Consider the following 18,147-nt stretch of genomic DNA (forward strand, 5'->3'; position numbering starts at 1 on the left):
AGACAAAGGGCCTTTCGGCCGTGGTGTCATCTGTGCGATTCGGTGACCATGAGCCAGGACCGGGTTGCCATCTTGCCCGCCGATCTTTGTATCTGCACCCCGAGGAAACGAAAAGTGTAATGGCGAACGGTAATTCAGTACATCGATCGTCGTTCTTGGTCGATCTGCCCGCGATGTTTTCTTCGGTGTCGGCACAGGAGCTCCTCGCCAAACCACTGCTGCGAGCGCTCATGATCGAATACTGGTGCTGGGAACAGGGAATGGCTGATTGGTATGCGCGGCAACCAGCGCGGCGTCACCGCGACTTCGCAGGCTGGATCATCGAGGGACGGGCACTATTCGACCGGCTCGACGAGCTCAAACAGCTCGCCAGTGGGGTTGACCTGGTGGACACCCCTGACGGGTGAGACGCTGCGGCGTGGTGCACGAGGCGTCGATCATCGCGGCATCGGGGAGACCGCGGCGAAAAATCGGCTAAGCGGGCAGATCCACCCGCAACGCCAAGTGCTCATCGAGTATCCGGCGCAGCGCGGCGTCCATCGGGTCCCCGGATGATGCGAGATCGCGGGTGAACCGGGCGTCCACCACGACTACCGCGCCATCGCGCAGTTCGGCGCTGCCGACCTGATCGACGAACGGATCGAAGAATGCGCGCGGTGTGGCCAGGTAGTACACCGACCGGCGCGACCCGTTCAACTCGGCGGCATAAACCAGTCCGTGTTGGGTGACCACGAAAAATTCCGAGGTGATTCTGGCATTCGGGATCTCGGCTTGAGCCGATGCAATTGCGGCGCACCGGGGCTGCGTCAGCCTGTCCAGGGCATCGTCACTTAACGTGAGTAACTTTTCGACGAGTGCCCCACCCGTTCGCGGATATGTGTCGACGGCGTTGCGGAAGTACCGCTGGAAAATCTGGCCGAAAAAGTCGTACCGTAGCTCGCTCATGGCAGCTTCCTAAGTTTCAGACATGCACCTCGATTATGCGCCCGCACCGTGAGCTGAGCACCGGTTTGGCCCGGAAGGCGTGGGGTCCGCGAACACGCAACGATCGCCCGCACACCGACGGCATGAACGACAGCGTTGCCGGCCGAACCCCAGAAGCGGCTCAGTGAAACACCGCGGCGGTGCCTGCCGAGGGCGAGAACCATTGCAGATTGCCAGGTTTCGACGAATATGGGCTGAAAAAGCGTCCGGCACGTGATCATGTCGTGCGCCTTGTTTCGCGCTGATGCGTAAGCTGAGTAGTGGGTTTTGCGCGAAGGACACCGATGACCACCGTTGATGATCAAGGCCTGGTTTTTGCCGGGGTGGTACGGCTGGCGCAGCTGGTCCGCGGTCGCGAGGTTTCGCCGCGGGACGTGGTGGCGCTCTACTTGGAGCGGATCGCCCAACTCGACCCGGTGTTGAACGCGTTTCGCGTCGTGCTGGACGAGCGGGCGATGGCCGATGCAGCGCAGGTCGAACGGCGGCTCGCCGCCGGGGAGGTGCTGCCGCTGGCGGGGGTGCCGGTTGCGGTCAAAGACGACACCGATGTGGCGGGGTTTCGTCGATGTGCGGCACCGGGATCGATACGGGCCCGGTGAGCAGCGACAGCGCCGCGGTGCGGCGCCTCCGGGCGGCCGGGGCGGTGATCATCGGCAAGACGCATCTGCCCGAGTTCGGTGCCGTCCCGATGTGCGAGTCGCCGACCTGGGGAGTGACGCGCAATCCGTGGGATCCGTCCCGCACAACCGGAGGTTCCAGCGGTGGTTCGGCGGCCGCGGTGGCAGCCGGCATGGTGCCCGGCGCGCTGGGCACCGATGGGGGCGGGTCGGTTCGCATCCCGGCCGCGTGCTGCGGCCTGGTAGGCATTAAGGGGCAACGCGGATGGATCAGCACCAAGCAATCACCCGAGCGGGCTTACCGGTTCCACGGGCTGCACCACATCGGCGCGCTGGCCCGCAGCGTGGCCGATGCGGCGCTGCTGCACGACGCGATGGCCGGCGGCGAGCCCAACGACGAGATCCCCCCTGCGTCACCGGCACCGCCGCTGACGGACGCGGTATCGCGCCCGCCCCGTCGTCTGCGAATCGCGATGTCCTTCAAGCCGGTGGTTCCCGTGCCGGTCAGCGAGGAGGTGCGCCGGCCCGTGTGGGAAACCGCCGAGTTGCTGCGCTCGCTCGGCCACGAGGTCGTCGAGCGTGACCCACTCTATCCGCCGGCTGCGATCCTCTCGGTATTCGCGCTGATGATGCATGGTCTCGCCGATGAAATCGCCCGACTGCCCACACCCGAGCTGCTGGAACCGCGGATTCGGGCGGAGGGTCGCACCGCGCGGCTGGTCCCCGACTGGCTGGCTCACCGCGCACTGGCCGCGCGGGACCGGATGAGCGAGCGGGGTTTGCGGCCGATAGCCGATTGCGACGTGCTGATGACGCCGCTACTGGCTAAGCCTCCGGTGCCTGTCGGACACCTCGAGGGGATAGGGCCAACCCGCGCCATGGCGCGGGTGTTGGCGTTCATGCCGTTCACCCCGCCGCAGAACTACACGGGGCAACCAGCCATGTCGATTCCGGCCGGCGTCGCGGTCGACGGCCTGCCCGGAGCGGTCCATCTGGTCGGGCGACCCCACGACGGATCCACACTCGTTTCGCTTGCCGCGCAACTGGAATCAGCACAACCATGGGCCCATCGCCGGCCACCGGTCGCGCCGTATCGCACCCCAGCGTCCGGTTGACCCGCACCGATGGCACACACCGTGATAACCGGAGCAAGCGGGCTGCTGGGGGCCAACCTGGCCGCCGAACTGATCGCGCAGGGGCACACTGTGACCGCGACGCGTCGCCCGAGCACCGATACGAGTTCGCTGGCCGATCTGCCGATCGAGTGGGTCTGCGCTGACCTCGGCTCGGTAGCAGAACTCCGCGATGTGTTCGTCGGCGCCGACGTTGTCTTCCATTGCGCCGCATGCGTTTCGACCGGGCGGAGGGTCACGCCGGCGATCTCGGCGGTCAATGTTGACGCGACTCGAGCTGCCATCGAGGCCGCGATCGCCGTCGGTACGCCGCGGGTCGTCCACACCTCGACCGCGAACACGATCGGACCCACACCCGACGGCACACCCGCCGACGAGCAGACACCATGGGGCTGGGACCGTGCCGGGCTGGCCGGCGCTTACCCAGTGACCAAACGGCGCGGCGAAATCCTCGTGCAGCGGGCCTGCGACAAGCTGGATGCAGTCATCGTCAACCCGACCTACCTGGTAGGCCCGCGCGATGCCAGGCCCAGTTCCGGCCGTCTCATCGTCGAGGTCGCCAACCGCAGAATCCCTTATTGGACACCGGGATACAACAACTTCGCGGATGTCTGCGAGGTGGCGCGTGGCATGATCGCCGCGTGGCTGCGCGGGAAACGCGGCGAACGCTACATCCTGGGCGGCCAGGAGCTGACGTATCGCGAGTACCTCGAGCGAGTGGCGCGCGTGGTCGGGGTCGATCCGCCGCGTAGACGGCTGGCCTACCCGGTCGCATGGATAGCAGGTAAGGCCGGCGACCTGTTCGAGGTCGCCACCGGTCGGGAAACCACAGTGAACTCGATGTCTGTCGGATACGCGTTCACCGACCGGTACCGGTACCGGTGCGACAAGGCGGCGCGAGAGCTGGGCTATGTAGTGCGACCGATTGAACCTGCAATCCGCAACGCGGTCATATGGTTTCGCGCTCGAGGCATGATCCCATCCGTGGACATTCCATGATGCACACGCGCCTGTAGGCGCTCCGGAGCGCCAGAGTCAGAAGCGGTAGGTGGCGCAACCGACCTGGACACCTGAGCCGACCGTCACGATCAGCGCGATGTCGCCCGGCCGCACCAGCCCGCGCCGCCGGGCTTGTTGCAGCCCATACGGCAGCGACGAGGTGAACGGGTCGGCGGCCGGCTCCTCATCGGCGAGGTCGACGAATCGCGATCTCGGAATGTCGATCTGGGCGCCCAGCTCGTCGAGCGCGGCCCGTGACAGGTACGGCGGCAACACGACCGCGATGTCGGAGGGGTCAAGTCCCTCCAACGCCAAGAGTTCCTTGGCCGCGGAGGGGATACAGCTCAGGTAGATGTCGGCGAGGTTGGGGTCGCGGTCGACCTGCAGCCGGGTCCGGCCGTCACGGTCCTGTGTGTAGGTGGCAAGCGCCGCGCCGTACTCCGGGTGTTGCTGGAAGATGAAGCGGCCGAAGCCTTCCGTGCCGTCGCTTCGGCTGACCAGAACGGCCGAGCCGGTCTGGTTGATGCCAATTAGCGGATCGCCGCTTTCGGGGGTGTTGTTTTCTATCTCCGAGGCCACGACCATCGCATGTTCAACCTTTCCCGCCCCGATCATCACCGTGGCGACGTGGCAGGCGTTCAGGAAGCCGACCGCGCCGCCCAGGACGTCGAAGGCGAGGGTCTTGGGACCGTCCGGCGACTGCACGTCGCCGTTGATGCCGAGTTCGCCGGCGACGAGCGAGGCAACGGCCGGTTCGCTGAGGAAGTCGTCACGGTAGACGCCGGCGTGAATGATCAGACCGACTGCCGCGCGATCAAGGCCGCTTTGGTCAAGGCACGCCGTCGCCGCTTGAACCGCGAACCGTATCGAGCTCGGAGCAGCCGATTGCGCTGCGGGAGCGATGCCCAGGCTGCCGATGCGCACGCGGGGCGTCGCCGGTACATCTCTGCGGGCGCTGGTCCGCATGCTGCGGCCGTCCTGCCCGCCGGCGCCTCGGCGCATCCGGTCGGGCAGGTCGTCGAAGGTGTACAGCGCGGCACCGACGGTCTGTCCGGAACCGGTGATGGAAAAGACCACGTTGTCTCCGGAGTTGATCCGGTTGCTGAGGATGTAGTCGTTCAGCGCGACGAAGTGTGTCGTGGTGGCGGTGTTCCCGCGCTCTGCCACGTTGTAGATGGTGTTTCCCCGGTGGGCTGCGCCCGGTCCGAACATCCGATTGACGGCGACGACCGCGTCGTTGAGTGATGCCTCGGACGTCTGGTGCATCAAGAGGTGATCACAGGTCTCCGGCCGCCATCCGTGCCGTTGCATGACTGCAGCGACGTAGGGCACCGCGTGCTTGACTGCGATCGCGGTCTGAGTGACGGAGTCGGTGAGCATGATCGCGCCGCCGTGCGGGGCCTCGGTCGCCTTGGCGATGCACAGTCTGCTGTAGCGACTGAGGGTGGTCATGTCGATGTCGTGGAAGCCGACCCGGTTGTTGGGCCCGCGCTCCAGGATCACCGCCGCGCCGGCGTCCCCGAGGGTCAGGCACGCAAGGCGCGGGTCCATCGGCCCCTCGATTTCCTTTTGCGCGGTCTCGGTGAGGTGGCTGATGTATTCGCCGCTGACCACCATCGCGCTCCGAACCAATCCGGTCTGCAGGAATGCGTCCGCCACGGTGATGCCGGTGAACATCCCGGCGCAGGCGTTGCTGATGTCGAAGGCCAAGGCGTTGACGAGGCCGCATTGGTCGCGCAGCCGCGAGGAGGTGCTGGGCTCGAAGGTGAACCGATGGCCGAGTCCGTCGCAGCGGGAGATGTTGCAGGCGATGATCAGGTCGATCTCCTCGCGGCGATAGCTGGACCGGGAGAGGCAGTCCTCCGCCGCCTTCCGCGCAAGGTCGATCGAGAACTCGTCCTGGCCGGCCACCCGCCGGTTCTTGATGCCGGTCAGGCGTTCCAGCGGTATGCGGATTTCGTTGGCGCACTCCGCCATGACCGTCTTGGTCGACACGGTTCGCGCCGGGAGGTACACGCCGAGGCTTTCGATCACCGTGTTTCGCTTATCCTCGGGTGTGGTTTGCACCGGATTCGCAGGGGCGGGCGCCGTCAGGTCCGCCTCGGCGGGGCTATCGCGCCGATCCGTTGCCTCGCCGGCGATCGGGCCGTATTCGCTGGCGAGTTCGGCGATCGTGCCGTAGACGAACATCGACTCCGGTCGCAGGGGCAGGCCTGCCGCGTTCGCCCGGACCGCTACTTCCAGGCTCTGGGTCGAGGCGCCGCCGAGGGCGAAGAAGTCGTCGTTGACGCCGACCCGTTCCAGACCCATTACCTCGCACCAGATCTCGGCCAGAACCTGTTCGGTGGGCGTGCGCGGAGCCACGAACACCGGCTCCTGCGGTCCCGATGCGCTGTCGGCCGCCGTCAAGGCCCTGCGGTCCACCTTTCCGCTCGACGTGAGCGGCAGCGCGTCCGTCACCTCGAAGACCGCGGGCACCATGGCGGCGGGAAGCAAGTCAATCAGGAAGCGGCGCAACTCCGCCGTCGACGGCGCGCCGCCGCCGGCCGGCACGACATGCGCGACCAGGATGAGGTTTCCGCGGCTGTCGGTTCTGATCACCACCGCGTTCTCGGCCACCGCGGGGTGTTGCGCCAGCGCTGCCTCCACCTCGCCCGGCTCGATCCGGAAGCCGTGGATCTTGACCTGGAAGTCGATGCGCCCCAGGTAATCGATGTTGCCGTCGGGCAGATACCTGGTCAGGTCGCCGGTGCGGTAGAGCCGCTCACCGGGGTGCTCCGCGAAAGGATCGGCCACGAAGACGGCGGCGGTCAGGTCCGGCCGGTTGAGGTAGCCGCGGCCGAGTCCCACGCCGCCGATGTACAGTTCGCCGGGCACGCCCACCGGCACCGGTTGCAGATGCGCGTCCAGGATGTAGGCGCGGATGTTGGCGATCGGTCGCCCGATCGGCACCAGCGTGCCGGATTCGCCTCGCTCGCAGTGAAAGTGGGTGACGTCGATGGCCGCCTCGGTGGGCCCGTAGAGGTTGTACAGCTCGGCGTCCAGCGTGGCCAGGAAGTGGTCGCGCAGGTCGTACGGCAGCGCCTCACCGCTGCAGAACACCTGGCGCAGTGCGGTGCACGCGGCCACCCCGGGCTCGGCGAGGAACCGGCGCATCATCGACGGCACGAAATGCATTGTGGTGACGCGCTGTTCGACGATGGTCCGAACCAGGTACGCGGCATCCTTGTGGCCCTCGGGTTTTGCGATGACCACCCGGGCGCCGACGATCAAGGGCCAGAAGAGCTCCCAGACGGATGGGTCGAAGCTCACCGGAGTCTTGTGCAGCACCCGGTCCTCGGGGGTCAGCCGGTAGGCGTCCTGCATCCACAACAGCCGGTTGCGGATCCCGGCGTGAGTGTTGAGCGTCCCCTTCGGCTTACCCGTGGAACCGGACGTGTGGATGACGTAGGCGAGGCTTGCCGGTGACGTCTCGGCGGTGGGGGCGGCGTCCTCGCCCGACGGTGCCGACGGCAGGTCCAGGCAGAGCCGGTGACCGGTGAAGCCGGGCGGCAGGTGCACCAGATTGCTCTGGTGGGTGACGCAGACCGGCGCTTCCGGTACGTCGTCCAGCATCGTGGCCATGCGCTGCGCGGGCTGCGCCGAGTCGAGCGGCATGAAGGCGCCACCCGCCTTGAGGACGCCCAGCACCGCCACCACCAGGTCCTCGGAGCGGTCCAGCAGGACGGGCACGACGACCTCGGGGCCCACGCCGAGCTGCCGCAGCCGGTGTGCGAGACCGTTGGCCCGGCGGTCGAGTTCCGCGTAGGTCACCTCGCGGTCACCACACGTCACCGCGACGGCATCCGGGGTGCGCACGACTGTGGCCGCGACCATCTCGTGCAGGCAGGCCGGGGCGTCATAGGCGGCCTCGGATTGATTCCAGGCGCGCTGCTGACGGCGCTCCCCGTCGGTGAGCAGCGGCAGCTGCGAGACCCGCCGGCCGGGATCGGCGACGATACCGGCGAGGAGCGTGACGAAGTGCCCGGCCAGCCGCTCGATCGTCCCGGCCTCGAAGAGGTCGGTGTTGTACTGCAGGACACCGGACAGCTTCCCGTCGCGTTCGCCTATCTCCATCATCAGGTCGAACGGCGCGCCACCCTGCCCGACATGAAGCGTCTCGAGCGGCAGCCCCCCGCGTTGCGGGTCCGGGTCGTCGGAGAAGCGGCGCGTCTGTTCCCAGGCGAACGAGACCTGGAACAGTGGCGTGCGGCTCGGGTCGCGCACCGGCCGAAGCCGCTCCACGAGCAGCGCGAAGGGATAGTCCTGGTGTTCGAGGGCGCCCTGCACGGTGTCCTTGATGCGGCCGAGCAGGGCCATGAACGCCGGGTTGTCGTGCAGGTCGGCGCGCAGGGCGACCGGGTTGGTGAGGTAGCCGACCAGATCCTCCAGCACGACCCGGTCGCGGCACGCGAAAGGTGAGCCGATGACCACCTCGCCCTGTCCGCTGTAGCGGTGCAGCAACGCGGCGTAGGCCGCCAGCAGCGTCATGTAGGGAGTCGCACCCACGCGTCGGCCCAGTTGAATGATCCCGGCCGTCACCGTGTCGTCGATGGTGAACCGGTGCACGGTGCCGGGGTAGGTCTGGACGGCCGGTCGGGGCCGGTCGGTGGGCAATTGGAGGACCGGCAGTTCGCCGGCCAACTGCTCACGCCAATAGGTCCAGAGGTCGTCGCCTTTGGCACCCGCGAGCATGCGGGCCTGCTGGTCGGCATAGTCGACGAAGCTTTCCGCGGGCGGCGGGGGTGGGGCCGCACCGTGCTCGGCGGCGTAGAGCAGGCGCAGCTCGTCGAGAATGACGTCGATGGACCAGAAGTCGACGGCGATGTGATGCAAACCCAAGAGCAATACATGTTCCTCGGGTGTGCGCTCCAGCAGCGTCAGCCGCAGCACCGGGCCGGTGTACAGGTCGAAAGGACGGTCGGTCTCCCGGCGGATCCACTCGTCGACCCCGGGCTCACCGGAACCGAGATGATGCCTTGCGATGCGCACCGGCCAGTGCGGATGAACGAGTTGGACCGGTTGCCCGTCGCGCTCGGCGTACGTGGTCCGAAGCGTCGGATGCCGGTCGACGAGTGCCTGGGCCGCGCGTTCCAGCGCCGGCACATCGAGCTCGCCGCTGATCCGCCCGGCATACGTGACGTTGTAGGCGGCGCTGGTCGGTGCAAGTTTGTGGATGAACCACATGGATCGCTGTCCGTACGACATCGGATGCGCCGAGGCCGATTCCTCGGCTTCCGCCATCAGCAGCTGGGACAGCAGCGCGCGCTTTTTCTCGGGAGACAGACCGGAGATGTCGATGGACTTATCAGTCATCTCCGCCGTCCTTCACGGCGAGCTCTCGCGGGGCGCCCCTCTCGTCCAAGACCTGCTGGAGCAGTTCGTCCACGGCATCGTCGGAAAGCTCAGGCACACGGGTGAGCAGGTCGATCCCGCGTGACGGCGCGCCGTCCGTTCGCTGCGAGGTCGTGTGCTCCGGGGTGGCCTGCTGCGGCGCCGCCCCGTCGGGCGGCGTCGCGGGTGCGCCCGCCGCCACCGCCGGCAGATGCTCACGAAGCCATTCGGCGAGACTGGCCACGCTGGGTCCCTCCAGCAGCCGGGTGACCGGCACGACGACGCCCAGGTCGCGTTCGACCTGCATACGCAACTCCACCGTGATGAGCGAGTCGACGCCGAGGCTGTTCAGCGGTGTCTGTTTGTCCAGGCTCGCCGGCGCCAGACCGAGTTTGCCGGCGGCGAGCTCGCACAGGTAGGACTCGAGCAGCCGTTGGCGCTCCTCCGGTGTTGCGCCCTGCAGCGCGTCGGAAAGTCCACTTCCCGGCCCGGGCGCGGTCCCGCCTTGAGGCTTGTCACCCGAGGGCGCGACGCCAAGCTCCGCGAGCAGCGGCGGCTGCACGTCGGGTTGCCATCGCGACCAGTCGATGTCGAGGACCACCGCCTGCGTCGCCGACCGCGCCAGCAAGGACGACAGCGCCCGGAGGCTATCGGCGGCGGGCATGGCCGCGACGCCGTACTGGGCGAAGTAGCTCTGCAGCTCAGACCTGCTGAAGAAGCCGAGCTCGGCCCATGGCCCCCAGTTGACGCTCAACGCCGGGAGGCCTTCGGCGCGGCGGTGCCATGCCATCGCGTCCAGGAAGGCGTTTGCTGCCGCGTAGTTCGCCGCCCCGGGCGGGCCCAGCAAGGAAGCGGCCGACGAGAACAGCACGAAGAAGTCGAGTTCCGCGTCTCTGGTCAGCGCGTGCAGGTTCCAGGCACCTTGAACCTTGGGCGCCATGACTTTGCGGAGTTTGCGCGCGTCGAGGCGTTGCAGAATGGCGTCGTCGGTGATCCCCGCCGCATGCATCACCCCGCGCAAAGGTGGCATCGACTCGGCGATCGACTCGAGCATGGCCGCAACATCGTCGGCTTTGGCGACGTCGCCCTGTGCGACGGTTACCTCGGTGCCCTCCGCGCGCAGGCCGTCCAGCGCCTTTTGCGCCTCCGCCGAGGCGCCGCCACGTCCCATCAGGACCAGGTGCCGGGCACCATGCTCGGCCATCCATGCGGCCACCACGAGGCCCAGCGCGCCGAGCCCGCCGGTGACGAGATAGGTGGCGTCCTCCTTGAAGGACGCGGTCTCGTTGGGCTCCGGCTCGTCGTATCGGGTCAGCCGCTCGACATAGCGGCGGCCGCCCCTGAGCGCCACGTCGCCGTCGCGGTCATCGGCCCACACCTCGCGGAACAGGGCTTCGAGATCTTCCGGACCGCCGGCGGCGGACAGGTCGACACAGGTGCAGCCCAGTTCCGGGTGCTCATGGTCGATCGTGCGGGCCATTCCCCACACCGGAGCCTGCGCGATCGACACGGTTTCGGCCTCCGAGGCGTCGGTCACCTGCGCCGCCCGCGTCACCAGCCACAGCCGCGGCGACGCCGACCAACCGGCCCGCGCCAGCGCTTGCACCAGATGCACGACGCTCACCGGGCCCAAAGTGGTTGCCGAATCCAGCGATTCGAGCGACGTGTCGGCCGGTGGCGCGGCCAGCAGGTCCCACAGGTGCACCACCCCGCGGCACGGCGGCCCGTCGTCGGTGAAGGCGTCTTCGAGCAGCTGTTTGAAGTGTTCGGGCTGCGCGGGGTCAAGGCGGTAACTGTCCGGGGTAAGACGCTCGTAGCCTCCGCCGGTCGGTGCCGGCTGGGCCAGCACGCACCGTTGAGAATGCGATTCGAGGTGCGTCCGGAGGGTGTCCGCGGCAGCCCCGCCGTCGCCCAGGATGAGCCAGCTGCCTGCTCCGTCCGGCCGGCTCGACCCGTTCCGCTCCGCCGCGCTGGATGTGGGCTGCCAGCGCAGCCGATACATCCGGTCGCGCAGGCCCGCGACCTCGGTCGCGCCGGGGGCCTGCGGCAGCGGGCCGGAGCCGTTCGGGGTGATCGCCCCGACGTCCAGCCAGGAATGGACACGCTGCCACGGGTACGTCGGTGCGGGCACGTAGTGGCTGCCCGGGGGGTACACCGCTTCCCAGGTGACCGGCTGACCGAGGGTGTAGAGGGTGCCGAGCGATGTCAGCGCCGTCGCCCGTCCCCCGTCGTCACGCCGCATCGACGGCAGCGCGGCGCAACTCCGCCCCAGATCCTGGGCGTCCTCCCGGATCGAGGTCAAGAGAACGGGGTGCGGGCTGATCTCGATGACAGCGTCATGCCCGCCCTCGAGCAGCCGGCGCAGCGCGGGCGAGAAATGCACGGGGGAACGCAAATTCTCCGCCCAGTAATCGGGGTCGGCCAGGCGGTCGGTGAGCAGATCGCCGGTCACCGTGGAGTAAATGGGTATCGCCGGTGCGGTCGGGCGCAGTCCGGCGAGCCCGCCGCGCAGGGCGGGAGCCAACGCGTCCATCTGCGGGCTGTGGGCGGCTACGTCGACGTCGACCCACCGGCAGAATCGGTCGCGCTGCTGCAGCACCGCCATCAGCTTTGCCAAAACCTTTCGGTCCCCGGACAGCACCGTCGATCGGTGGCTGTTGCTGGCGGCGATCGAGACCTTGCGTTCCTGGCCGGCGATGAGCTCCTGCGCCTCGGCGAGGCTGAGCTCCGCCGCCATCATGGTCCCGCGGCCGCGCACCGTGCGGAGCATGAGCGCACGGAAGTGGATCACCCGCGCGGCGTCTTCGAGGCTCAGCGCACCGGCGACGTGCGCCGCCGCGACCTCACCCATGCTGTGCCCCACCACCGCGGTGGGCTCGACCCCCCATGAGCGCCATAGGGCGGCCAGCGCGACCTGCATGGCGAAGATCGCGGGTTGGATCAGGCTGATGTCGGTGAATTCCTCTTCCTCGGCCAGCAGCGTGAGGATTGATTGGCCGAGGTGGGGCGTGAGCGCGCGGTCGCACGCCGCCAAGGCGTCGCGGAACACCGGCTCCTCGGTTTGCAGTCGCCGCCCCATGCCGCGCCACTGTGAGCCCTGGCCGGGAAACGCGAACACCACTCTGGGTCGCTGGCCGGTACGGCACTGTCCGACGGATAACCCGGGCCGCGACTGCCCGTGCCGGTGGGCGCCCAGGGACTCCGACATCGCGGTGGGGGAGTCTGCGACCACGGACAACCGATGCTCGTAGTGGCCGCGACGGGCACCGGCCGTGTAGCACAGGTCGGCCAGCCCCGCCCCGGATGCCAGCGCCGACTCGTACCGGTCGGCCAGTGCGGCCAGGGCCTCGGGGGAGTGCGCGGAAAGCGGCAGCAACTCGGCGCGGTCCGGTGCTGTCGTGCCGGGTTCGGCCGCGGTCCGAACCTGCGGGGCTTCGGTGAGCACGGCGTGCGCGTTGGTGCCCCCCATGCCGAACGAGCTGACGCTGGCGACCGCTCGCCCGCCATTTGCCGGCCACGGGGTGAGGGTTCGCGCCACCCGCACCGGCAGGTCGTCGAAGGGGATCTCGGGGTTGGGCTCGACGAAGTTCAGACTCGGTGGAATCATCTTGTGCTGCAACGCCAACGCCACCTTGATGAGCCCGGCCACCCCGGCCGCCGCCTCCAGGTGGCCGATGTTGGTCTTGACCGAGCCGATCAGGCATGGGCTGTTTGGCGGACGGCCGTCCGCCAGGACGGTGCCCAGCGCGTTCGCCTCGATCGCGTCACCGAGGAACGTTCCGGTGCCGTGCGCCTCGACGTATTGGGCGGTGCCGGGCGAAAGACCGGCGCGGCGGTAGGCCGCGGCCAGCACCGCCTCCTGCGATTGCCGGCTGGGTGCGATCAGCCCGTTCGTCCGGCCATCCTGGTTGATCGCGGTGCCACGGATCACCGCATAAATCGGGTCGTTGTCGGCCAGCGCCCGGCTGAGTGGTTTGAGGACCACGATCCCGGCACCTTCACCGCGGACGTAGCCATCCGCGCCGGCGTCGAAAGTCTTGGAGCGGCCGTCGGGCGCCATCAGCCTGGCCTTGGTGAAGTTGATCATGAGCGCCGGCGACAGGATGACGTTCACGCCTCCGGCCAAGGCCAGCGAGCACTCGCCGTCCCGCAGGCTGCGGCAGGCCAGGTGCACGGCGACCAACGACGACGAGCAGGCGGTGTCGATGGCCATGCTCGGTCCGTGGAAGTCGTAGAAGTAGGACAGCCGGTTGGCGGCGATGCTCAACGCGTTTCCGGTACCGGTGTAGGCGTCGACGAGCTGCAGTTGGCCGGCCCGCAGATTTGCGTAGTCGGTGGTGGAGATGCCGACGAATACGCCGGTGTCGCTACCGGCAAGCCGCTCTGGCACCTGCCCGGCGTCTTCCAATGCCTCCCAAGCCACTTCGAGGATCAGGCGCTGCTGGGGGTCCATTTGCGCCGACTCCCTCGGCGAGATGCCGAAGAATCCGAAGTCGAACTTGTCGATCCCGGGCACGAAACCGGCCCGCCGGGTGACCGAGGTGCCCGGCACGGACGGGTCCGCGTCGTAGAAGGCGTCGGCGTCCCAGCGGTCCGGCGGTACCTCGCTGATCGCGTCCACGCCGTCCGACAGCTCCCGCCAGAAGGCCGACGGCCCGTCGGCGCCCGGAAAACGGCAGCCGATGCCGATGATGGCGATCGGCTCGTCCGCGGCGCGTGCGCCACCGCCGTCACCGGCCGGTGCGGCAGTGCGGTCGCTGGCGGGGACCTCCTCGGCCAGATGGCGGGAGAGCAGGTCGATCGTGGGGTACTCGTAGGGGAGTGTGGGCGAAAGTTCGCGTCCGAGCCAGGATTCCAATGCGGCGGTCAGCCGGATGGCGTGGACGGAATCGAGGCCGTAGTAGGCGAATGGACGGGATGGGTCGATATCCGTTGCGGGGATGCCGAGTTCACCAGAGAGCTGGGAGACGAACCAGTCCGCGAGTTCCGCGGCACTGCGCCCGGCGTGTTCCGGCGAAGCGGTCGTGGGGTGGATCTCGAGCCGCGGTGCGCGCCATTCAACGACCGCCTCGAGCTGGCCGTCGATGAACTGCTGCCGGCAGGCGGACCGCTGGATCTTGCCGCTGGACGTCGTCGGAATCCGCAACGGCTCCAAGAGGATAACGGCGTCTACCTGAATCTCGTGGTGCTCGGTGATCGCGGTCCGGATCGCGTCGACTATTTCGTTGAGTTCGCCCGCACCGAGCTGTTGGTGGCTCACCTCCTGCACGACGACGAGCTGCTCGGCGGCGTCGGGTCCGGGAGCGATGGAGAAGACCGCACCCCGGCCGCGCAGCAGTGCCGGGTGACAGGCCTGCACGGTGAGCTCGATGTCCTCGGGGTAATGGTTGCTGCCGCGGATGATGATCAGATCCTTGCGGCGTCCCGTGACGAACAGCTCCCCGGACTGTAAGAAGCCCAGGTCTCCGGTACGGAGGAACGGGCCGTCGCCGGTGCCCGCAAGGTGCGCTGAGAATGCGGCTTCGGTCTGTTCGGGCTTTTGCCAGTAACCCTGTGCAACGCTCGGCCCGGCGACCCAGATCTCGCCGACCTCGTCGGCCCCGCACGGCCGCCGGGTCTCGGGGTCGACGACGACGACCTGCTGGCCACCTTGGGGCCGACCGCAACCGACAAGCGTTGTAGCGTTGGGGTTTTCCGGCATGACCTCCGCGACCCGGCGTTCGCGCAGTGCGATGCGATCGATGTGCCGAACCAACGGTACCGGGGCGTCCGACCCGCCGGAGACCAGCAGCGTCGCCTCCGCCAACCCATACACCGGATAGAACGCCTCCGGCCGAAAACCGGCCGGGGCGAACGCCTCGGCGAAACCCCGCAGGGTCGCGCTACGCACCGGCTCCGCACCGCACATGGCGATCGACCAGCTGGACAGATCGAGCGCCGCACGCTCTTCGGGGGTACTGAGTTCGACGCAGAGGTCGTAGGAGAAGTTGGGTGCTGCGGTGATCACGGCGCGGTGCCTCGACATCGCTTCCAACCACCGCATGGGGCGCTTGATGAACGCGCCCGGCGGCATGAGGGCGGAAGTCCCCCCGACATAGAGGGTCTCGAGGATACCGCCGATGAGACCCATGTCGTGGTAGGGCGGCAGCCAGAACACACCGTGGGCGTTCGCGTCGAATCCCGACTTCCACGTCCGCCGAATGGTTTCCAGATTGTGGACCAGGTTGCCGTGCGACAGCACAACGCCTTTCGGTGTGGCCGTGGAGCCCGAGGTGTACTGCACCATTGCGATTGCGCCGGCGTCAATGTCTGGTGGAATCCACGTCCGGTCATCGCCCGCCGTGTCGGTGACGGCCCAGCGCAACGGACGCCCCCTGACCAGACCGTCCACCGTGGGCCGGATCCTCGCCTGGATCTCGGTGGTGGACAGGGCGAAGCCGGGTTGCGCGTCCGCGATGATCGCCTCGACGCGCGGGACAAGGTGATCGCGTACCGGTGGATGCATCGGTACGGCGATGGCTCCGGCGTAAAGACACCCGAACAAGCCGGCGACGAAGTCCAGGCCCGGCGGGCACAGGACCAGGACGCGCTCGCCGGTGGCGCCCAGGCTCTGGAGGGTCGACGCGATTTGTCGAGCGTGGGCATCCAGTTGCTGATAGCTCAGCCGGCTGACGTCTTTTTCCTCGCCATCGCGAGAGTAGGTGAACGCAAGCTTGTCCCGGTAGCGCGCGGCCCGCTGCTGCAATTGCCCGACCAGCGTCGGCGCGGTGAGCGGCGGATAATCCGCCATTTTCCAACCCGATTCGACGCGCGCACGCTCGGCATCGCTTTTGTCGGCGACGCCGGTCTCGCTTCCCCCGTCGGCCTTGGCCCGGCCACTCGTTTTGCGGACTCGTGTCATCAGCATTGCCCCGTCGTGTGGGTGGTTGGTCTCGCCATTTCCCTGCCTCAAGCCGCTTTTGGGGCTTTCGATGACGGCGCCCTCGGAGTTGGTCTCGAGAAATCCGCGGAATCCCTCCACGGTGTAGCAGGTAACGACCGCGTCCGTGCGTGCACGCACCGTCGCCGAGCGGGCCATCTGGAACAACGGCTCGAGCTCGCCGACGTAGTCGCCGGCGGTGGCGACCTTGAGCAGATCCTGCGCCCCGTCCGCCGATTCGCGGACGACTTCCAGTTCGCCGTCGGCGACGACGTAGATCAGGTCCCCAATGCTGCCTTGCTCGAACAACTCCGAACCGCTTGGTAGACACACGGTTTCGGGCTCGGAGTCGGTCGCGTTGACATCCGGCAGTAGCCTGACCACGTGGTCGGCGAACGGCAGGATTCGCGTGTCGTGGGTGGCGACCACGACGATGCGCTCACCGCTGGCCAACTCCCGGAGTAACCGCAGCACCCCTTGCACCTGGACTTGGTCCAAGTGGGCCGTGGGTTCGTCGGCCAAGATCAGCGGCGGGTCCAGCGCGATCGCGCGGGCCACCGCAACCCGTTCGCGCTCACCGCCGCTGAGGTCGCCGGGCCGGTGTGTCATGCGTTCGCGCAGACCGACGCGAGTCAGCAATTCCTCGGCGCGTTCGCGCGCCGCGCGCCGCGACCACCCGGCCGCCCACAGCGGCACCATCACGTTCTCCAGTGCGGTGAGGCTTGCCACCAGGTTGAATGATTGAAAGATGATGCCCACGGTGCTGCGGCGGTAAGTGGTCAGCCTGCGACGGTCCAGCGTCGTGACGTCGATGCCGCCGACCAGGATGCGCCCGCCGGTTGGGCTGAGGATGCCGCCGATACACGACAGCAATGAACTTTTCCCGCACCCACTGGGGCCCAACACGATCACCAGAGATCCGGCCTTGACTTCCAGGTCCAGACCGTCGATGACGCGGAGCGCCTGCCCACCGTTGGAGTACTCGACGACGAGATCGTCGATGCGCAGATCACCCACGACTATGACCCTCCGAACGCCAGCGCCGGGTCGACCGCCACCGCGCGCCGCACGCCGGCCAAGCTCGCCAGCAGGCCGATCACCACCGCGGTCGCCACCAACGACAGGAAGGTCGAGGTGGTCACCACCACGAGCATCGGAAACATCGGGCCGAGCACCACCGCCAGCAGCCCACCGAGGACCGCGGCGACCAACGCGACGAGCACTGCCTGTAGCGCGAGCCCGGTGAGCACCGAGTGGCTGGGGACGCCGAGGGCTTTGAACACCGCGAAGTCGCGGGTGCGCTCCAGCGCAGAGAGATAGATCAGCGATCCCACGATCATCGCCGCCACTCCCCACAGCAGAATTGCCATATAGAACATCGCCAGGCGAGCCCCGTGCAGCGGGCGGACCATGTCGTCGATCGCAGCGCGGCGATCCGCGGCGCGATAGCCGGAGGGTATGTGGGCGAGTGTGCCGCGAACACCGATGGCGGAGACCACCGGCTGCGCGGAAAACATCAACCGCTGCGCCCCCGCAACGGTCAGAAACGCATTGGGTTGGCCTGCGAGCGTGGTCGACTTGTCGACCAGCCCTACGATCCGCAGCATCTCCGAACCCATCTCGACGTCGCCACCAACGGGTCGCCCCAGCGTGTTCGACATGGCGACTTCACCGGGATTCGACGGTGCCCGTCCCGCAACGATCGGCGGCATCGCTTGGTCAGGCACGCCGTAGACGTTCACGTTTTGCGGCGAGCGCCGATCTTGCAGGATCGTGTTGCCATAGACCACCGGGATCGCCGATGCGACGCCCGGGAGCCGTGCGATCGCCTGTACTTCCGCCTCCGGGAACCTCGATGAACCCATGAACGGACCCACTGCGCCCGTCTGGATGAGGTAGGTGTCAATGCCCATCGAGTCGACCACACGCTGCGCCTCGACACGAAAACCGTGCGTCAGCCCGGTCAGGATGAGGGTCAGCGCGAATACCATTCCGGTGCCGACGGCCGCGATGATGAAGCGTCGCAGGCGCCATTGCATGTCCCGGAACGCGGTGATCAGCATTGGCGCGCACAGCTGTTTTCGCAGGTCACCAATAGATCCCACTGCCGACCTCCGATCTG

Annotated in this window: 6 protein-coding genes and 1 pseudogene; 3 read left to right on the forward strand and 4 right to left on the reverse strand. The window is 67.8% G+C overall.

The features are described 5' to 3' along the window. Positions 1–155 precede the first annotated feature (155 nt). Positions 156–407 (forward strand): hypothetical protein, encoded by a 252-nt coding sequence (locus G6N51_RS25130; protein ID WP_083175992.1) that lies wholly within the window; start codon positions 156–158, stop codon positions 405–407. A 67-nt stretch (positions 408–474) separates the two neighbouring features. Here G6N51_RS25130 and G6N51_RS25135 read toward each other — a convergent pair whose 3' ends face one another. Continuing rightward, positions 475–945 (reverse strand): glucose-6-phosphate dehydrogenase, encoded by a 471-nt coding sequence (locus G6N51_RS25135; RefSeq protein ID WP_083175990.1) that lies wholly within the window; start codon positions 943–945, stop codon positions 475–477. A 323-nt stretch (positions 946–1,268) separates the two neighbouring features. Between G6N51_RS25135 and G6N51_RS25145 the strand changes: the two are divergent. Then, positions 1,269–2,716 (forward strand): annotated as a pseudogene (locus tag G6N51_RS25145) (amidase). Between the two features lie 9 nt (positions 2,717–2,725). After that, positions 2,726–3,733, forward strand: a complete 1,008-nt coding sequence (locus tag G6N51_RS25150; protein ID WP_083175984.1) for an NAD-dependent epimerase/dehydratase family protein — start codon at positions 2,726–2,728, stop codon at positions 3,731–3,733. Between the two features lie 36 nt (positions 3,734–3,769). Here the strand turns inward: G6N51_RS25150 and G6N51_RS25155 are convergent, their stop codons facing one another. The 3 genes from G6N51_RS25155 to G6N51_RS25165 are packed head-to-tail and all read right to left on the reverse strand — an operon-like array spanning position 3,770 to position 18,088. Continuing rightward, a complete protein-coding gene (locus tag G6N51_RS25155; RefSeq protein WP_083175982.1) occupies positions 3,770–9,088 on the reverse strand; it encodes a non-ribosomal peptide synthetase in 5,319 nt (1,772 codons plus the stop codon). Next, positions 9,081–17,042 (reverse strand): type I polyketide synthase, encoded by a 7,962-nt coding sequence (locus G6N51_RS25160; protein WP_158086266.1) that lies wholly within the window; start codon positions 17,040–17,042, stop codon positions 9,081–9,083. The genes G6N51_RS25155 and G6N51_RS25160 overlap by 8 nt, the downstream gene beginning before the upstream one ends. A gap of 2 nt (positions 17,043–17,044) precedes the next feature. After that, positions 17,045–18,088 carry an ABC transporter permease gene (locus G6N51_RS25165; RefSeq protein WP_083176000.1) on the reverse strand — a complete coding sequence of 348 codons (1,044 nt, stop codon included), beginning with the start codon at positions 18,086–18,088 and terminating at the stop codon, positions 17,045–17,047. Between the last annotated feature and the right edge of the window lie 59 nt (positions 18,089–18,147).

Origin of the sequence: Mycobacterium paraseoulense, assembly GCF_010731655.1 — a bacterium.
GTDB lineage: Bacteria > Actinomycetota > Actinomycetes > Mycobacteriales > Mycobacteriaceae > Mycobacterium > Mycobacterium paraseoulense.